This is a genomic window from Flavivirga amylovorans (assembly GCF_030540875.1).
Taxonomy (GTDB): Bacteria; Bacteroidota; Bacteroidia; order Flavobacteriales; family Flavobacteriaceae; genus Flavivirga; species Flavivirga amylovorans.
This window is the reverse complement of sequence record NZ_JAUOEM010000007.1, coordinates 31,239-50,072: the sequence shown is the minus strand read 5'-3', so window position 1 is coordinate 50,072 and position 18,834 is coordinate 31,239. Positions and strand designations below refer to the sequence as shown.

Sequence of the window (18,834 nt, the reverse complement as noted above, 5' to 3'; positions counted from 1 at the left end):
GCTCCAAAGATAGTATTATTTGGTTTAATTCTTACGAGGAAATCGTTCAACTATTTTTCTATCATTTGACAACCTCGGTAATTTATTTTGTCCCCCCAACTTTCCAATAGATTTCATGTAATCTTGAAAGCCTCCTCTTTCAACCTTAGCTATTTTAAGGGGTTGCAATACTTTACCTTCTATTAAATCGAAATAATACGAGTTTTGCTTTTGAAGTGATTCATCAATTTTCTTAGCTAATTCAGAAACATTTTCAGGTTCATTTTCAAATTCTATAAACCATTCATGATATGGCAACCCTTCTTTGGGGTTTATTTGAGGGGCTACCGTAAATTCTGATACGCTAATATTTGAATCTTGAAGCGCTTCTTGCATCGCTTGTTCCACTTCTTTACCTATTACATGCTCACCAAAAGCCGAAATAAAGTGTTTTATACGCCCAGAAACAATAACTCTATACGGTTTTATTGAAGTAAATTCAACCGTGTCTCCAATATTATATGCCCAAAGTCCTGCGTTGGTGGAAATGATCAACACATAATTCACACCAATTTCAACATCTTTAATCGTAATTCTTTTAGGGTTTTCATTAAAGAATTCATCTGCTTTAACAAACTCATAAAAGATTCCAGAATTCAATTGAAGTAACATGCCTTTTTCTTTTTGGGTATCTTGAAATGCAAAAAAACCTTCACTTGCTGGGTATAATTCTATGCTATCAACTCTTCTTCCTATTAAATTTTCAAACTTAGCTCTATAAGGCTCATAATTAACACCTCCAAAAATAAATAGATTGAAATTTTTAAAAATATCTCCAACTTTTTTACCTGTTTTTTGTTGAAGTTTTTCAAAATACATTTGCACCCAGGAAGGAATACCAGAAATAATGGTCATATTCTCTGGCAATGTTTCTTCAACAATGGCATCTACTTTTGTTTCCCAATCTTCAATACAATTTGTTTCCCATGAAGGAAGTCTGTTTTTTTGAAGATATTTGGGAACGTAATGTGCCACAATACCAGAAAGTCTTCCCAATTGAATGCCGTTTTGTTCATTTAGAATTGGACTTCCTTGAAGGAAAATCATTTTTCCATCTACAAACCTACTGTTCCCTGTTTCATAAATGTACATTAAAATAGCATTCCGAGCTGCCTCAACATGGGCTGGCATGCTTTCTTTAGTAATGGGGATGTATTTAGACCCTGATGTAGTTCCTGATGTTTTTGCAAAATAAACGGGTTTCCCTTTCCAAAGAATATCTTCTTCTCCAGCGACTACTTTTTCCACATACGGTTTAAGGGCTTCATAATCTCGAATTGGAACTCTTTTCACGAAATCTTCATGAGAATTTATGCTTACGAAGTCGTGGTCTTTTCCGAACACAGTACCTGCGGCTTTTGAAATTAAGCTTTGAAACACTTTGCCTTGTGTCTCAACAGGATTCTTAGCCCATTTTTGAATACTTTTATAAATACGTTTTGCAAATGGTTTTGCAAGAACTGATTTTAATGATATCATCTATTATTTAAAATCTATAAAATTTGTTGGATTAATAGGATAGCCATCATTCCATAACTCAAAATGTAAGTGAGGCCCTGTTGATAGCTCTCCTGTATTTCCTGCAGTAGCAATAACTTCTCCTGCTTTAACCAAATCACCTTGTATTTTTGTTAGTGCGGCATTGTGCTTATAAACAGAGATTAATCCATAGCTATGCTCTATAATAATAACATACCCTGTGCTAACTGTCCATTCTGCAAAAATCACAATACCATCGGCAGTTGCTTTTATAGGCGTGTCTTTTGCTAATACGATATCTACAGCGTAATGTTTTTCTTTTAAATTATATGGTTCACTTATAGTACCATTTGCTGGTGGAAACAACACAAAATTAGTTGAAGATGTTGCCGACTCAAATAAATTGTATTTATCTTCTTTATCTACTTTATCTCTTAAAATTGAGTCTTCTAATATAGGTGCAAAATCGACTTCGCTTGCTTCTGTCCTCACTGCTTCTACAATAGAGTCTTTATTAAAATCACTAGCGCTTACATCTCCTTTTAATACTTTTTTTATCGATGTATAATACAGTTCATTCATGGCAATAACCCGTTGTAAAGAATCTGTTTTATAATTTAATTCTGTGGCTTGCTTTTTTAAAGCCGTTGACGAATACCCCGGAATATATTCTCTAAGCGGCGTATAGGCAATTAATAAATACGTGAATGTTATTAAAAAAACGGCTATTAAAGAGCTCAAAACAAAAACATTTAATCGTGTTAACTTAAATGACAAGCGTTCTTCAAATGTGTTTTCATTAAGTATAACTAATCGATACTTATCTAATAATTTTCGTTTTATCTTTTTAGGTTTCTTATTTTCTTCCATTAAAAACAAAATTAAATAAAATTATTGCAAGACTTGTTTCTCTTTGTGCTAAAGTTATGCTTAAAACGATATTATTAAACATTAATTATTAACTTTGCATTAATAAAATTATTATTATGAGCTTATATATGTTACCGTTAGCGATTGGACCTTGGCAAATAGCATTAATAGTACTTGCTGTTTTGTTATTATTTGGTGGAAAAAAAATACCAGAATTGATGCGTGGATTAGGTAGTGGTATTAAAGAGTTTAAAGACGCGAGTAAAGAAGAAGAAGAAGAAACAAAAGAAGATAAAAAAGAGTAATCTTTTACTTTTTAAATAAAAAAGACCTGTATGTACAGGTCTTTTTTATTTAAAATATTATTTGTTTTGGCTTAATCAATTTTAACAGATTTAATAATAGCCTCAAGCTCTAACATATAGTTACGCTTTTCAACCGATGGCGCAAATATAAACCCTTCAACACCAACCCATCGTTTATTTACTTTATCCTCGATAGTATAATTAATAAATGAACCTCCCATAAAATCATTGGTTAATTCCCAAAGACCTTTGGTTTCAAAAGTTGGTTTATTATCTAAAATTGTTTCGCCATGAAAAGGGGCATAAGCATCTTCAGTTATCATAAAAGAACTCACTGTATCTCCATCTGCATTTACAGTTCCGTCTAATCGTCCTTTAAAATAAGCTTTCCCTATAGAATCTCTAATTTTAATTATCTGAATTACTGTACTATCGCTCTTTTCAAGAGCTTCAAAAGGCAATTCGTAAATCATCAAATGTGAATGCCCTGTTGTAATATCTTTTCTAAACCAAAAGAAATTATCAGTCTCCTTAGCAACTTCGTAAATAGATGGAAATTGAATTGACAACCCTAATTTTTCTTTGATTGAAGTGAATTTATGAGGTGATTTACTCATTTGACGTCGTCTCTCTGCAATCTCTTCATTTCTAAAAGTTTCCATTATTTTTTCCTCATTTTGAGTGATCAAATCAATAATATCTTGTTTTGTTTTACCAGAAACTAAAATAACCTTTTGCGGTTTCGCATATACATCTTTTAAAACCTTAAAACTAGCTTCCTTATTCATTTCCACTTTTAAAATGGTTCTGTTTTTAGTTACAAAATCAGAAAAAACAGCTGGGGGTATTTGACTAATAGAAAAAGTAGGTTCGTCTTGTGGTAAGCCATAAATTGGCTTGGCTAGTACTGTTCTTATCGTTTCTCCAACATTACCATTCCATAGTTTATTATCAATAACTACTGAAACATTGTTTATACTACCTGAAGAATCTAAAAGAAACTTTTCATTTGATGACTTTTTATCTCCGCAAGAAAAAAAGAATAATAATGATGCTAAAAAAATAATATGCCTCATGATGGTTTTCGTTTTTATCGGAATTTAACCTTTTGATATCTTAAGTTTCATTCCCGGTTTTAATTTATTACTACTAATACCGTTCCAATCTTTAATGTTTTGGATAGAAACTCCAGGGAATTTTTGCGAGATAGTCCATAATGAATCTCCATTTTCTACAACATAGGTAATGACATCGCCAGTAATAGGGGTAATTTTTGTGGTTGTTTTTGCTGAAGTTGGTGGTGCAACATATGGTTTCCTCGGGTAAATAGTTAAACGTTGTCCTATTTTCAAATTATTACTTCTTAAACCATTCCATTTTTTAATATCACTAACCCTAACGCCATATCTTCTAGAAATTTTCCCTAAAAAATCTCCAGATCTAACTTTATAACGTACCCTATCGGTTGCATTAAAAAATTGAGGTAAAGGCTTTTCACGTCTATCAAATTCTGACTTAGCAAATTCGTAAATTTTTTCTTCATTATTCACGAAATCACCAATAACATCAATTGGCAACCTTAAAACATAATTTTCTCCTTTAATAATTGGAATAATATCTAATTTATATGATGGGTTTAAAAATTGAAGCTCTTCAATTGGTGTACCAGTCACTTCTGAAACCTGATCTAGAGTAATCATATGTTTTACCCTAATAGTATCTGTTTCAAAATGTGCCGTTTCTGGTTTATACTGTTTAAAACCGTGTTCTTTTGCATATTCAAAAATATACATATTAGCTAAAAATGCTGGCAAGTATCCTGCGGTTTCACGAGGTAAATTATGTCTTATATTCCAATAGTTTTTATAACCCCCTGAACGCCTGATTGCTTTGGTAACATTTCCTGGCCCTGAATTATATGCTGCTAAGGCTAAATCCCAATCACCAAAAATCTCATAAAGTTTCGATAAATATTTAGCTGCTGCCTCTGTAGATTTAATAGGGTCGCTACGCTCATCAACATAACTGCTTACATCCAGTCCATACATTTTACCAGTACTAAACATAAACTGCCACAAGCCAGTAGCACCTACTCTAGATTTAGCTCTGGGCCTTAGTGCAGATTCAACAATGGCTAAATATTTTATTTCTAAAGGAATATCATGATTATCAAGCTCTTGTTCAAACATAGGAAAATAAAAGCCACTTAGCGTTATTAGTTTTTGAATAGACTTTCTTCTGTGTTTTAAGTATGATTTAATAACACTTTCTAATGCTGGATTATATGCCACATTAAAAGGTGTTCTGGCATCCAATTCCTTTAAACGTGCTTTAAGCGTATCGGTATGTAGTTCGGGGTAATCAACTGCTTCAAAAGTTAATTCTGTAACAGATTTATATATGGTATCAAATAGTGTATTACTATATAATTCTTCGAACCATTTTTCATCTAATTTCGCAGCAAATTCATTGTCTTCAAGTTTCTTTATTGAAGTACTATCTAAAACGGCTTTAATAAGTTTAATGGTATGTGGTTTCCCATCAATTAAAGAGTCTTTAATTTGTTCTTTTTGTGAAGACACAGAATCTTTAACTTGTGGATAACAAGTTCCAATATTTAAAAGTATAATAACTATAAAAAAACGAAAAGCCATAAAATCTATTCAGGTAATTATTGAACGATACTATGGCTAAAATCGTATTTTTTAAGCTAATGTGAAAGCTTAATTGAATATTATTCTAAAATGGCAGCTATTCCAGGTAATGTTTTACCTTCTAAGCTTTCAAGCATGGCACCACCTCCTGTGCTTACATAACTCACTTTATTTTCGAATCCAAATTGTTTTACAGCTGCAACAGAATCACCACCTCCAACTAAAGAAAATGCACCATTTTTAGTGGCTTCTGCAATAGAATTTCCTAATTCTATGGTTCCGCCAGCAAAGCTTTCCATTTCAAAAACACCCAGTGGACCATTCCATAATATAGTTTTAGACTGCATCACGATATCGTGAAATTGCGCTCTCGATTTTGGTCCTGCATCAACACCTTCCCAACCATCAGGAATCTCGTTTATATCTAAAGTTTGCGTATTGGCATCATTGCTAAAATCATCGGCAGCAATGACATCAACGGGAATATGTACTTGTACATTTTTCTCTTTCGCTTGTTTTAAGATGTCTAAAGCCAATGGCATTTTATCATCTTCGCAAATTGAGTTACCTATTTTCCCTCCTTGTGCCTTAACAAAGGTAAACGACATACCTCCTCCAATAATTAAATGGTCTACTTTATCTAAAATGTTTTCTATAATCGTGATTTTAGATGATACTTTTGCGCCTCCCAGTATTGCTAATACTGGCTTCTCTCCAGTTTTCATAACTTTTTCAATACTTTCTATTTCTTGTGCTAATAAACTTCCAAAACATTTATTCTCTGGAAAAAACTCTGCTACTATAGTTGTAGAAGCGTGTGCTCTATGGGCTGTACCAAAGGCATCATTTACATATATATCTCCTAATTTGGATAACTGCTCTGCAAAGTCTTTATCGCCAGCCGTTTCTTCTTTATAATAACGTAGGTTTTCTAGTAGTAAAATCTGTCCTGGCTCTAAGCTTGCTGCTGCTGCTTCAACCTCAGCTCCGACGCAATCTTTTACAAATTTTACTTCAACACCTAAAATATCTTCAACTTTTTCTGCAATATGGCTTAGCGAAAACTCGTCTTGAAACCCTTTTGGGCGTCCTAAATGAGACATTAAAATACAGCTTCCGCCATCTTCTAAAATTTTAACTATGGTTGGTTTTGCAGATACAATTCTAGTGGCATCTGTTACTTCAAAGTTTTCGTTTAAAGGCACATTAAAATCTACGCGAATTAATGCTTTTTTATTTTCAAAATTAAAATCGTTAAGCGTTTTCATTGGTTCGTCTTTTATTATTTTTTATTATTAAATGTCATATTTGTGTCAAGGTTATATAAATACTAAACATAAACATTTCATTCATATTTATTTTGTGTTTTATCAACTATTTAACACACAAATGTAACTAATTAAAAATAGCTATAAAACCTGTTTTTTCACGAAAACGATATAGCTTGTGAAGATTATTAATAAATTGATTTTTTATACCAATTTAACTTTGAAATAGCACATATAAATCGTTTCTTTTTTGCCTACTCTTTGTTAAAAAATATAACCGTAGTTTAGACTATGCTTAGATTTTTCGCCTTGATTAAGCAGAAAATAATTCAATTTACTTATGCACAATTTCAAAGTTAAATTGGTATTCTTTACTTTTTTGTTGAAAATCCAGAGTCTATAAGTAGAATGAGCTCATTAATATTTTCTGGGATAATTTTCTTTATATTCTTTTTCATGAGCCATTTCATAAGAATTCCGAAAGGTTTAAAATCTGCAAAAACTTCTACACGAAGCTTTGTATAACCGCCGTCTATTTCTTCCAGAATAAAATAGTTATTCATTCGTTTAGTAAAAGGGACATTGGTTGTAGATTCACCATAGACTAATTGGTTTTTGCTAACCTTTTTCTTAACTGTAGTTTGTTCTACTTCTTCGTTTTTATTTACTAAACATTTATGTTTTTGTCCTGCGCGATTCACTTTATTTTTATCATATTCTAATTTATCAACTCCCTTTGTCCAAAGCAGTCTATAATCAAAATTACTAATCACCTCATAAAGTTCTAAAGCGGGAAGTTTTATCAATTGAGTTTCATCGAATAACTTATGCTTAGGAACATCATCTGGAATGGGTTCAATTTCAGGAAGCTTTTCTTTTAAATGCGATAACGGATTATATGTAAAAGTAATAGAACCAAAATCATAGTCTGCAATTAGCTTATTCGCTTCATTCACAGCTCGAACACTTTCAGTAAAAATAGCATATTCTTTTAGAGGTACGTCATTTTTAAGCAAACGATGGATTTGTATCACATGGCTTCCATATGGTTTTTTATAATCCTTAACTTCTATAAATTCAATCTCCCCATAATGAACCACAAACTTAATCTTTAAATTATAAGCAGAAGAACAGGCTCCACAATGACAAATCCGCTGATATTCATATCGTTTAATATGCGTATGAAACGCTAAATACATGGCTTCAATCTGTTTCTCGATAGCTAAAATATCAACTTGATTATCAAGCCTATACATAAACAAGGCATCACCTTCAATTTCAGCTAATTCTAAGCCTATTGTATTTGTATCAATCAACAATTCTAATAGTTCGGAAACGATATGTCTGCTATGACTAATATTTGTATGATGTACAAATTCTGTAAACCCTGAAATATCAGGGATAAAAAGAATAGCGTTTTGAGTCATTTTAATTAATCTGAGTTTATTGAAGTGCTTTAAACTTTTTATAATTGGCTACAAAATATTCTTTTATCCTCATATTTTGTCTTTTTATTACTCTGTAACGATTGCTATGCAGCGAATAAAACACTTCATTGAATATATAAAAATAAGTCGATTTATTTTGTGTTTATTACAACATTATGTTAAATACCCATAAGTATTCTTACGGTATAAAAAATCATTTATAAAAATAGTAAGATTATTCACTTTACTTATCGTTTCTATGCTTTAACATCTAATAAAAAATGTGTAGGTTTGTTTTATGCTTTTTGAGGATGTTTTAGGTCAGGATCATATTAAAAATCATTTAACACAAAGTGTTGATAATGGTAGAATTCCTCATGCACAATTATTTGTTGGAAATGAAGGCTGTGGCACTCTACCAATGGCATTGGCTTATGCCCAGTATATTTTATGTTCGAATACGGGTGGAAAAAACACCACCGGAAATGAAGCTTGTAATTTAAAGTTTAAAAATTTATCGCACCCTGATTTGCATTTTGCTTTTCCGGTAACTACCAGCGACAAGGCAAAAAGTCATCCGGTTTCCAGTATTTATCTTGAAGAGTGGCGTCAGTTATTAAAAGAACAACCTTATGGAAATCTTTTTGATTGGTATAAGTTACTTGGTGTTGACAATAAGCAAGGACAAATAGGTGTAGACGAAGCCCATGAAATTGTAAAATCTTTAACTTTAAAATCTTACGAGGGCGGTTATAAAGTCATGCTTATATGGATGGCAGAAAAAATGAACACTGCTTGTGCCAACAAACTTTTAAAGCTTATTGAAGAGCCTCCAAATAAAACCATCTTTATTCTTATTGCTGAAGATGAGGAACAAATAATTAATACGATTAGGTCACGCTGTCAAATTTTACATTTTCCGCCTTTGGCTGAAGATGTAATAAAAGATGCTTTAGTTAAAAGTTATAGTTTAGATATATCTGTTGCAACTAAAATTGCACATCAATCTAATGGAAATTACAATAAAGCTTGTGATTTAGTTTATCAGGATTCTGAAGATTTACAATTTGAAGAATGGTTTATTTTCTGGATTCGAAGTGCTTTTAAAGCCAAAGGGAATAAAGCAGCCATACATGATCTCATTTCATGGAGTGAAGATATAGCCAAAACTGGGCGGGAAACACAAAAGCAATTTTTACATTTCTGCTTAGATTTTTTTAGACAGGCATTATTACTAAATTATAATGCTACCGACTTAGTTTTTTTAGAACCAAAAACACCAAAATTTAAGTTAGAAAATTTTGCGCCTTTTATACATGGTAATAATATTTTGGACATTAGCGACGAACTTCAGGACGCTATTTACCATATTGAACGCAATGGTAATTCTAAAATTATTTTAACCGACTTATCTATTAAGCTTACACGCTTGCTTCATAAGAAGCCTTCTTAACAATACACTAAATATCCTAAAAACATTAACAAGAAAACTTACCTTAGTTTAGTTATTGTTTTTTTTGACAAATAAAGAATTTCTTCATAAATAGTTTAGAACAAGTACCATTTTACTTATTCTTTTTTTAGTGGTTTACATTCAACAAAAAGCTTTAAATGTATGTAAACAAAAGCGTTACTAACCATTAGTTTTTAGCACAATTAAAAAAGCAGGAAAATAAAGAGGGTTTTATTATTTACAATCGTTCAATATTAATTAAACCTCATAAAATAATAACATGAAACAAAATCTACTTTTAATTTTCCTTATCCCTTTTTTTAGTTTAAGCCAAATACAAATAGGTGGTAGTATTGATGGTGAATCAAGCCTTGATCTATCTGGTTTTAGCGTGTCACTTTCTGGTGACGGCTCCACATTGGCCATTGGTACAATAGGGTATAATTCTTTTTCAGGCCTTGTACGGATTTATAAAAACACATCAGGTATATGGACACAGATAGGTAGTGACATTTATGGTTTGGCTGGCAATTGGTTCGGATATCGGGTATCTCTTTCTTATGACGGAACTATACTTGCTATTGGTGCACCTTATAATAATAACGCTAATGGTAATAATTCGGGTTATGTAAAAGTTTATGAATATAAATCTAATGTTTGGAGTCAACTAGGAGACGATATTTATGGCAAAGCAGCCGATGACTTGTCGGGTTCAAGTCTATCGCTTTCCAAAGAGGGTCATATCGTTGCTATTGGTGCCATAGCAAATAGTGATAATGGTAATCGTTCGGGTCATGTACGAGTTTACGAATATAAATCTAATACTTGGAGTATCATAGGCAACGAAATTAACGGTCAAGCAGCTGGTGATCAATCAGGCACAAGTATTTCACTATCTTCTAATGGTCATGTTATTGCTATTGGAGCTCCCGATAACGATAATATTAATGGTGATAAATCAGGACATGTAAGGATCTATAAATATGAAAACACACTTAATAACTGGGAACAATTAGGCGATGATATTTATGGAGAATATGGCAATGATAAATCTGGTTTTAGTGTATCACTTTCTTCCAATGGCTCTATAGTAGCTATTGGCGCCACAGATAATACTGCTAATTCTGGTCAAGTGCGAGTTTATGAGAATTTACCGAGCGGTTGGTCATTAATAGGTAATAGCATTGATGGCGGTGCAATCGATGATAAATTAGGCTGGAGCCTCTCTCTTTCTTCAGATGGTTCTATAGTAGCTATTGGAGTCCCTGGCGGTAATGGTGGTGCAGATAGCTCTGGTCAAGTAAGTATTTATAAAAACATATCAGGCCTTTGGAAACAAATAGGCAGCAATATAAATGGTCAAACTACAGATCGTCAGTTTGGTCATAGTGTTTCACTTTCTGCTGATGGTTCTATGGTCGCTATTAGCACACCAAATAATAACAACGGTGGCTCTACAAGTGTTTTCGATTTAAATGCCATATTATCATCAGATTCTTTCGTTTTATCCCGGTTTCGTATATCTCCTAATCCAGCTACTTTTCAAACATCCATTAAACTAAACAAAGGTTTAATCTTAAAAAAAATATCTATCTACAATAATTTAGGTCAGTTTATAAAATCCACTAAAAAAGACATTATTGATACCTCTGACTTATCTTCAGGAATGTATTATCTACAAATTGTAACCGATAAAGGTAACGCTACCAAGAAATTAATTATTAAATAATAATCACTTTAACCCCTTAAACATTATGAAAAAAAATCTATTCTTAGTTTTCTTTATTCCCTTGCTTAGTATAAGTCAAATACAAATAGATAATGATATTGATGGCGAAGCCGATGACGATCAATTTGGATATAGCGTGTCACTTTCGGGTGATGGTTCTATCATGGCTATTAGCGCTCCTAAAAGCAATGATAATGGGAATAATTCTGGTCATGTAAAAATTTATGAGAATGCACCCTCTGGTTGGACACAGATAGGGGATAAAATTGAAGGTCAGGAGCTCGAAGATCAATTCGGTTATAGTATATCCCTTTCCAATGATGGCTCTATAGTAGCTATAGGATCACCCTACAATAATGGAGTAAGTGGTATTGATTTTGGTCAAGTACAAATTTATAAATACAATGAATTATTAGACACTTGGGAAAAGGTAGGAAATGATATTAAAGGTAAAGCAGCAGGTAATTTATTTGGGCATAGTGTATCGCTTTCCAATGACGGTTCTAAAGTTGTTGTTGGAGCAACTAATTTTAGTGCTGTTAATATAAGCTATGTACAGGTTTATGAATATAATGAATCTTCAAGCACTTGGGAAAAATTGGGTGACGATATTTATGGAGAAACTGCTGGTAATGGAGCAGGGTATAGCGTGTCATTTTCTGGTAATGGAGCTGCTATAGCTGTTGGAGCTCCTCGCAATGATTTTAACGGTGGGCATGTAATCGTTTATGAGTATAATTCATCATTTGGAGAGTGGATAAAAATGGGCGATAACATTGATGGAGAAGATCGTGGAGATCAATCGGGGTATAGTGTATCACTCTCAGACGATGGTTTAACAGTGGCCATAGGCTCTCCTACTAATAGTGATCTTCTTGTTACATCAGGGCACGTAAGAGTCTTTAAATATATATCTAATTCATGGCAACAATTAGGTTCCGATATTGATGGAGAAGCAGCTTCTAATCAATCTGGGACTAGCGTATCGCTTTCTGGAGATGGCACCATAGTAGCCATTGGCTCTCCTCAAAGCAACCTAGCATCTGGTCATGTTCGGGTTTTTAAATACAACGTATCATCAAAAGATTGGATAAAGATTGGGGCTAATATTGATGGTGAAGATATAGCCGATCTTTCAGGTTCTAGCGTATCGCTATCATCAAACAATGGTTCTAAAGTAGCCATAGGAGCTCCAAAAAATTTAAATGCTACAAATTCTGGTCATGTACGTGTTTACAATTTAAGACCTGTTTTATCTTCAAACTCTTTTGTTTTATCCCGGTTTCGTATATCTCCTAATCCAGCTACTTTTCAAACAACCATTAAATTAAACAAAGGTTTAATCTTAGAAAAAATATCTATTTATAATGGGTTAGGCCAGTTTATAAAATCCACTCAAAAAAGCATTATTGATACCTCTGACTTATCTTCAGGAATGTATTATCTACAAATTGTAACCGATAAAGGTAACGCTACCAAGAAATTAATCATTGAATAATAATCACACGAATAACGATCAATAATAAAATAGCAGAAAAACACAATTATGTAATTTGTGTTTTTCTGCTATTTTCTATAAATGCCATATAGTTTAATTCACCTTATTTCTATTTTTCAATTTCATCTTCATTCAGAAGTGTCATAGATATGGGATTATATCTCCATAAGTATCTTAACATTTTTATCAAGTTTGTCTGAAAATAAATCTCTGTCGGATTTTAACCCAAGAGCTATCACTACTCTACCTAACATCCTCAACGTTTCTCATAAAACAAGCTATTTTAACGCTCTAGAAACCTTTTCTTTTTTATTGCATAACGTAGAAAAAATACGATTAAAAATTTTAAATGTAACTTTGCACAAAACTTAATACAAATCTTCACCACTCAATTAAGTTTAAAACAACTAACTCCTATTACTTTATGGGAACGATTATGAATTAAATTATAAATGACAAGAAAGAAAAAAAGGAAATCGAAAAAAGGAATTTCCAACCTAACAAATACCATTCTAAGTATTTTAAAAAAAGATAGAAACCAATCATTCAACTATAAACAAATTGCTGCAAAACTTGGCGTTAACGATGCCAGTAGCAGAAATCAAATTATAAAAACCTTAGCAAAACTTGCCGCTAAACAAGAGATTATACAAGTAGAACGAGGGAAATTTAAAGCCGTTATTAATACAGAATATCATACAGGTATTTTAGATTTATCTGCTAAAGGTTCTGGTTATATTATCTGTGACGAATTTGATGACGATGTTTTTATAGCATCCAACAATATTAATAAAGCATTAAATGGTGATGAAGTAGAGTTCTATGTATATAAACGTAGAAAAAGAGGAAAATTAGAAGGCGAGATAACCAACATTATAAAACGCGATAAAAGCGAATATGTTGGCGTTATTCAATTACATAACAACTACGCCTTTGTAATTGCAGATAGTACAAAGATGCATAAAGATATCTTTGTTCCCATTAATAAGACCTTTAAAGCAGAAGATGGAGATAAAGTATTGGTAAAACTTGAAGACTGGCCAGAAAAAGCCGATTCACCTTATGGTAAAGTGATCCAGGTACTTGGTAAACCAGGAGACCATAATACAGAAATCCATTCTATTTTAGCCGAGTATGGATTACCTCATGAATTTCCACACGAAGTAGAAGATTTTGCAAATAAACTAGACACTTCTATTACGGCCGAAGAAATCTCTAAGCGTAGAGACATGCGTAAAGACTTAACCTTTACAATTGATCCTAAAGACGCAAAGGATTTTGATGATGCCTTGTCTTTCGAAATCTTAGACAATGGATTGTATGAGATAGGTATTCATATTGCAGATGTATCTCATTATTTACAAGAAGGTACCGTTTTAGATGATGAAGCTTATGAACGTGCCACGTCTGTTTATCTAGTAGACAGAGTAGTCCCGATGCTTCCCGAGGTGTTATCAAACAAAGCGTGTTCATTACGTCCACATGAAGAGAAATACACCTTTTCTGCTGTATTCCAAATGAATGATACATGTGAGATAAAAAACGAATGGTTTGGGCGTACAGTAACTTATAGTGATGCACGATATGCTTACGAAGAAGCTCAAGCTATTATAGAAAATAATATAGGGCTTGTCATTCCTGCGAAGGCAGGAATCCACAACATTAATGAAATTAATAATACCATACCAAAAGAAGTATCGCTTACAGGAAAAGAATATCAAACGCCTAAAGAAATAGCGCAAGCCATTTTAAAAATGGACGAACTAGCTAAAATTATGCGACAAAAACGTATGGGATCTGGTGCCATTTCTTTTGATAAAGTAGAAGTAAAATTCAATTTAGATCAAGAAAGTAATCCCGTAGGTGTGTTTTTTAAAACCAGTAAGGACGCCAATAAACTTATTGAAGAATTTATGCTATTGGCAAACCGAAAAGTATCGGAATTTATTGGTAAAAAAGATCCGAAAAAGACATTTGTCTATCGTGTACACGACGAGCCAGACGACAGTAAATTAGCTAACTTACAAAGTATTGTATCTAAATTTGGTTACAAACTTAATTTTAAGGACAGAAAAACAACATCGGCATCACTTAATAATTTACTCAAAGAAGTTAATGGTAAAAAGGAACAAAACCTTGTTGATACCTTAGCCATTAGAAGTATGAGTAAAGCCGAGTATACCACTCGCAACATTGGACATTATGGCTTAGCATTCGATTATTACAGTCATTTTACATCACCCATTCGTCGCTATCCAGATGTGATGGCACACCGGTTATTACAACATTACTTAGATGGAGGTAAATCTGTAAGCGAAGAAGCCTACGAAGATAAATGCAATCATTCTAGTGCTATGGAAAATCTAGCCACTAAAGCAGAACGAGATTCTATAAAATACATGCAAATTAAATTTATGCAAGACCATAAAGATGATGAATTTGTAGGCGTTATTTCTGGTGTAACCGACTGGGGTATTTATGTAGAAATTATTTCTAATAAATGTGAAGGTATGGTAAGTGTTCGAGATATGAAAGATGATCATTACGCATTCGACCAAGACCAGTACGCTATGGTTGGCAGAAACACCAAAACAATGTATCAACTTGGAGATGAAGTTCTTGTAAAAGTTAAAAATACAGATCTGGTTAAAAAGCATCTTGACTTTAATTTAGTAGGCAAAAATGACGTTATTTTTTTGTAACAATTATTAAGACCATTCAACTAATAATAAAATAAATCATGGTTTTAACGACAACAAATTCGATAGAAGGACACACAATACAAGACTATTTAGGTATTGTTACTGGTATAAATGTAAGTATGCCCAAAGCAACTTTTTCTTTTAGTATGAATAAGTACTATCAATCTTATGAGAAAAAAGTTGGTGAGTGTAAAGAAGAAGCCTTTCAAAAACTTAAGAGTAATGCTATAAATTTAAAGGCCAACGCTGTTGTTGGCATTAGTATTGACGTAGAAGCAAACCCAACGTCAGGCTTAATTATAGTATCCATTACAGGAACAGCAGTAAAAATTATTTAATCGAAAAAAATTCTCCGACGATCTGCATCGAACCTACCTGTCTGCAAAGGTATGGTTTACGTTGAAATTGTCATTCCCGTGTCTGTGCTGAACTTGTTTCAGTAAAAATGGGAATCTAAATACAAGAATTTTGACTTTTGCCTCCGAAGGATAAAATGAAATAAGCGAAATAGCTCTGTGATTCTGTCTCAAGAGTAGTTCGTTTCAAAAATTCTTTTATTTTTTAAAAAAGGAATAATTATTGATAACTTTACGTTTAAATAAAAAAAATTCATACATGAAACGTCTAATAGTAATATTAACCATTTTAGTTTCTACAATAGTTGTAGCTCAAAAACCAATAGAAAAATCAATTGGAGAATTTACACATTTAAAAGTATATGATCTAATAGATCTAGAACTCATTAAATCTGATAATGATAGAATCGTTATTACAGGAAAAAACAATAAAGATGTTCTCGTAAATAATAAAAACGGAACACTCAAAATCAAAATGAAACTTGAAGAAGCTTTCGATGGCAACAAAACAAAGGTGCAATTATACTATACAGCATTAGATGTTATTGATGTTAACGAAGGTGCAAAAGTCACTTCTAAAGAGACTATTGAACAATTTGAAATAGATTTAAACGCACAAGAAGGTGGAAAAATAATAGTAAATTTGGATGTAAAATATGCTAACATTAGATCGGTTACAGGCGCTACTATTGAAACTACAGGAAGTGCAAAACACCAGGACATATCCATTTACACAGGAGGTATTTATGATGGTGAAGATCTTAAAACAGAATTTACAGATGTTTCCATAAGAATTGCTGGAAAAGCATATGTTCGCGCAAAAACCTTAGTAAATGCAAAAATAAGAGCTGGTGGTGATATATTCATTTATGGCAAGCCAGAGCGTGTAGACGAAAGCAGAGCACTTGGCGGTAGAATAAAACGTATGGATTAAGGTCTTATTTGTTTAAAAAAAACCTTCTTTTCCAAAAATTATAAACTCATTTAATTTTCTGCTTAATAATACGTATTTCTGAATATATTCATTATTAAGCAGAGAATATATACTCATATTTGGTGCCTATTATATACTATAAAGCATGTTTATCTTAAAGTCCTTAAAGAGATATAGGTGCCCAAAAGAGCCTTTATTCATTAATAAATATTGCATAAAATGAAATACATATACTTTGTAATAATTTTGCTTTTAACGCCAAATACGCTATTACTTTGTCAGGAAACAATTATTACTGATGTAGATTATAAAGGCTCCTTAAAAAAAGAACCTATACCTTCTAGTTTTTATTCTCTAGAGGAAGCCTTGAAATATAAAGAAAACGTTACATCTCTTCAGTTATACGGTGAAGAAAAAACAGAAATACCAAATTCTATTAAGACGTTAAAAAACTTAAAGACGTTACAATTAACAAATTATAACGCAGATAAACTTCCAGATTTTATTGGAGAACTAACACAATTAGAATCTCTAGATCTATCTGAAAACAACTTTGTAGAGTTACCTGAATCTATAGGTAATTTAAAAAGGCTAAAGTCTTTGACTATTTCTAAAAATAATCTTGAAATATTGCCCGAAAGCTTAGGGAATTTGGTAGCTCTAGAAATATTACATGCTTCATCCAATAACCTAAAAAAACTTCCTGATAATGTTGGGAAATTAACTAAACTTAAAGAATTAGATCTTTCAGCAAACCATTTAACAATTTTGCCAACTTCTATCGGTAACTTAACTAAGTTAACACACCTCTGGATTAAAAATAATCAACTAAGAGAACTCCCAAAAGAAATAGGAGAACTTAAAAAGTTATCAAATCTTCATATTAGTAAAAATAAAATTTCTCAAATCCCTAATTCTATAGGCAAGTTAAGCAACCTAAAATTTCTAAGTATAAGCCAAAATAATTTAATAGAACTTCCAAATTCCATTGGTAACCTTGTAAAATTAAAAGAACTGTCTCTAGATGAGAATAATATAATAAAAATACCTAATCAATTATGTAATTTAAGTTTGTTAAACAGTTTTACAATTGATAAAAATAAGCTCACTGAATTTCCTTTGGATTGTAAAAATTTAAAATCTTTAGAAGTATTAAATCTAAATTTCAATGAAATAAAAAAACTTCCTGAAGACATAAGTAATATGACTAGTCTAAAGTACTTAAATATATCAGGAAATCAATTAACGACACTTCCTGGTAGCCTTGGAAAATTAATCAATTTACGAGGTATAACTTTAGATAATAATTTATTGACTGATATTGGAGGAGCCTTAAGTAAGAACAAAAACCTGGAGTGGCTCTCTCTTTCAAATAATAAGATAGAAAAATTCCCAAATATTGAATTCAACATGAATCTAAATATGCTGAATGTAGAAAATAATAAAATTCCAAATATTGGTATTTATATCGGGAATTTAAGGAAATTAACAGTCTTAAAATTAGACAATAATAAAATTACCGAACTACCCGAATCTATTTGTAAATTAAAAGAATTAAAAAGTCTCGAATTAAACAATAATGAAATTAAAAAGCTTCCCAAATCTTTTATTGAACTAAATAACTTGGAAACTTTGAGGCTTGATAATAATAATATTAATGAGTTTCCTGATTATTTTTCAAAAATGGAACACCTGATAATCATCAAATTAAATAGAAATATGCTTTCTTCTTTTCCCAAGGATATAAAAAATTACAGTGATAAAATGTATGTCTATTTAGACGGAAATCCATTTTCTGAAAAACAAAAAGAGTCAGCTGAAACTTTTAGGTGTAATTTAAGGTTTGATTAAAAAACATTTGTTAACAAATTGTATAATATGAACTCATATGGATTCAAATACATTGCACAAAAAACAGATACAAATAAAGTACAAACACACAACAAAATATCCTACAATTAATCTTATACAGAATTAATTACTTGCCGAAATTCTTTTGGATTTCTTACTCCTTAATTTGTTCCTTTTTTAGCAAAAAAAAGAGCTCATTAAATTTTTAATAACACACTTTTGATTACTTCATAAACCAAAAAAGAGGTGCCACCCTCATTTTGAACAAA

At 31.9% G+C, this 18,834-nt stretch carries 14 protein-coding genes; 8 read left to right on the top strand and 6 right to left on the bottom strand.

Going from position 1 to position 18,834, the window contains the following annotated elements; all coding sequences use genetic code 11:
• Positions 1 to 24 precede the first annotated feature (24 nt).
• Positions 25 to 1,518, bottom strand: a complete 1,494-nt coding sequence (locus Q4Q39_RS17795; protein ID WP_303283921.1) for a GH3 auxin-responsive promoter family protein — start codon at positions 1,516 to 1,518, stop codon at positions 25 to 27.
• A 3-nt stretch (positions 1,519 to 1,521) separates the two neighbouring features.
• Positions 1,522 to 2,388: a M23 family metallopeptidase gene (locus Q4Q39_RS17790; RefSeq protein WP_303283920.1), complete on the bottom strand. Its 867-nt coding sequence runs from the start codon at positions 2,386 to 2,388 to the stop codon at positions 1,522 to 1,524.
• Positions 2,389 to 2,504: 116 nt separating this feature from the next.
• On the opposite strand from Q4Q39_RS17790, the gene tatA reads away from it, so the two are divergent.
• The gene (gene tatA, locus Q4Q39_RS17785; protein ID WP_303283919.1) at positions 2,505 to 2,693 is read left to right on the top strand and encodes a twin-arginine translocase TatA/TatE family subunit; all 189 of its coding nucleotides are present in this window, start codon (positions 2,505 to 2,507) and stop codon (positions 2,691 to 2,693) included.
• 71 nt (positions 2,694 to 2,764) lie between these two features.
• Here tatA and Q4Q39_RS17780 read toward each other — a convergent pair whose 3' ends face one another.
• The 4 genes from Q4Q39_RS17780 to Q4Q39_RS17765 form a co-directional block, all read right to left on the bottom strand.
• Positions 2,765 to 3,769 carry a DUF4837 family protein gene (locus Q4Q39_RS17780; RefSeq protein ID WP_303283918.1) on the bottom strand — a complete coding sequence of 335 codons (1,005 nt, stop codon included), beginning with the start codon at positions 3,767 to 3,769 and terminating at the stop codon, positions 2,765 to 2,767.
• Between the two features lie 24 nt (positions 3,770 to 3,793).
• Entirely contained in the window at positions 3,794 to 5,347 is a 1,554-nt protein-coding gene (locus tag Q4Q39_RS17775; protein ID WP_303283917.1) for a lytic transglycosylase domain-containing protein, read from the bottom strand.
• Between the two features lie 80 nt (positions 5,348 to 5,427).
• Positions 5,428 to 6,615 (bottom strand): phosphoglycerate kinase, encoded by a 1,188-nt coding sequence (locus Q4Q39_RS17770; protein WP_303283916.1) that lies wholly within the window; start codon positions 6,613 to 6,615, stop codon positions 5,428 to 5,430.
• A 371-nt stretch (positions 6,616 to 6,986) separates the two neighbouring features.
• Positions 6,987 to 8,042: a DUF2652 domain-containing protein gene (locus Q4Q39_RS17765; protein ID WP_303283915.1), complete on the bottom strand. Its 1,056-nt coding sequence runs from the start codon at positions 8,040 to 8,042 to the stop codon at positions 6,987 to 6,989.
• A 298-nt stretch (positions 8,043 to 8,340) separates the two neighbouring features.
• Between Q4Q39_RS17765 and Q4Q39_RS17760 the strand changes: the two genes are divergently transcribed.
• The 7 genes from Q4Q39_RS17760 (at position 8,341) to Q4Q39_RS17730 (ending at position 18,565) form a co-directional block, all read left to right on the top strand.
• Positions 8,341 to 9,495, top strand: coding sequence for a DNA polymerase III subunit (locus Q4Q39_RS17760; RefSeq protein WP_303283914.1), 1,155 nt, complete (start codon positions 8,341 to 8,343; stop codon positions 9,493 to 9,495).
• A gap of 280 nt (positions 9,496 to 9,775) precedes the next feature.
• A complete protein-coding gene (locus Q4Q39_RS17755) occupies positions 9,776 to 11,224 on the top strand; it encodes a T9SS type A sorting domain-containing protein (protein ID WP_303283913.1) in 1,449 nt (482 codons plus the stop codon).
• Between the two features lie 25 nt (positions 11,225 to 11,249).
• On the top strand, positions 11,250 to 12,722 hold the full coding sequence (locus Q4Q39_RS17750) for a T9SS type A sorting domain-containing protein (protein WP_303283912.1): 1,473 nt from the start codon (positions 11,250 to 11,252) through the stop codon (positions 12,720 to 12,722).
• 452 nt (positions 12,723 to 13,174) lie between these two features.
• Positions 13,175 to 15,424: a ribonuclease R family protein gene (locus tag Q4Q39_RS17745; RefSeq protein ID WP_303283911.1), complete on the top strand. Its 2,250-nt coding sequence runs from the start codon at positions 13,175 to 13,177 to the stop codon at positions 15,422 to 15,424.
• A gap of 38 nt (positions 15,425 to 15,462) precedes the next feature.
• The gene (locus Q4Q39_RS17740; protein WP_303283910.1) at positions 15,463 to 15,762 is read left to right on the top strand and encodes a heavy metal-binding domain-containing protein; all 300 of its coding nucleotides are present in this window, start codon (positions 15,463 to 15,465) and stop codon (positions 15,760 to 15,762) included.
• A 277-nt stretch (positions 15,763 to 16,039) separates the two neighbouring features.
• Positions 16,040 to 16,714, top strand: coding sequence for a head GIN domain-containing protein (locus Q4Q39_RS17735; protein WP_303283909.1), 675 nt, complete (start codon positions 16,040 to 16,042; stop codon positions 16,712 to 16,714).
• A 219-nt stretch (positions 16,715 to 16,933) separates the two neighbouring features.
• A complete protein-coding gene (locus Q4Q39_RS17730) occupies positions 16,934 to 18,565 on the top strand; it encodes a leucine-rich repeat domain-containing protein (RefSeq protein WP_303284051.1) in 1,632 nt (543 codons plus the stop codon).
• The last annotated feature ends 269 nt before the right edge of the window (positions 18,566 to 18,834 follow it).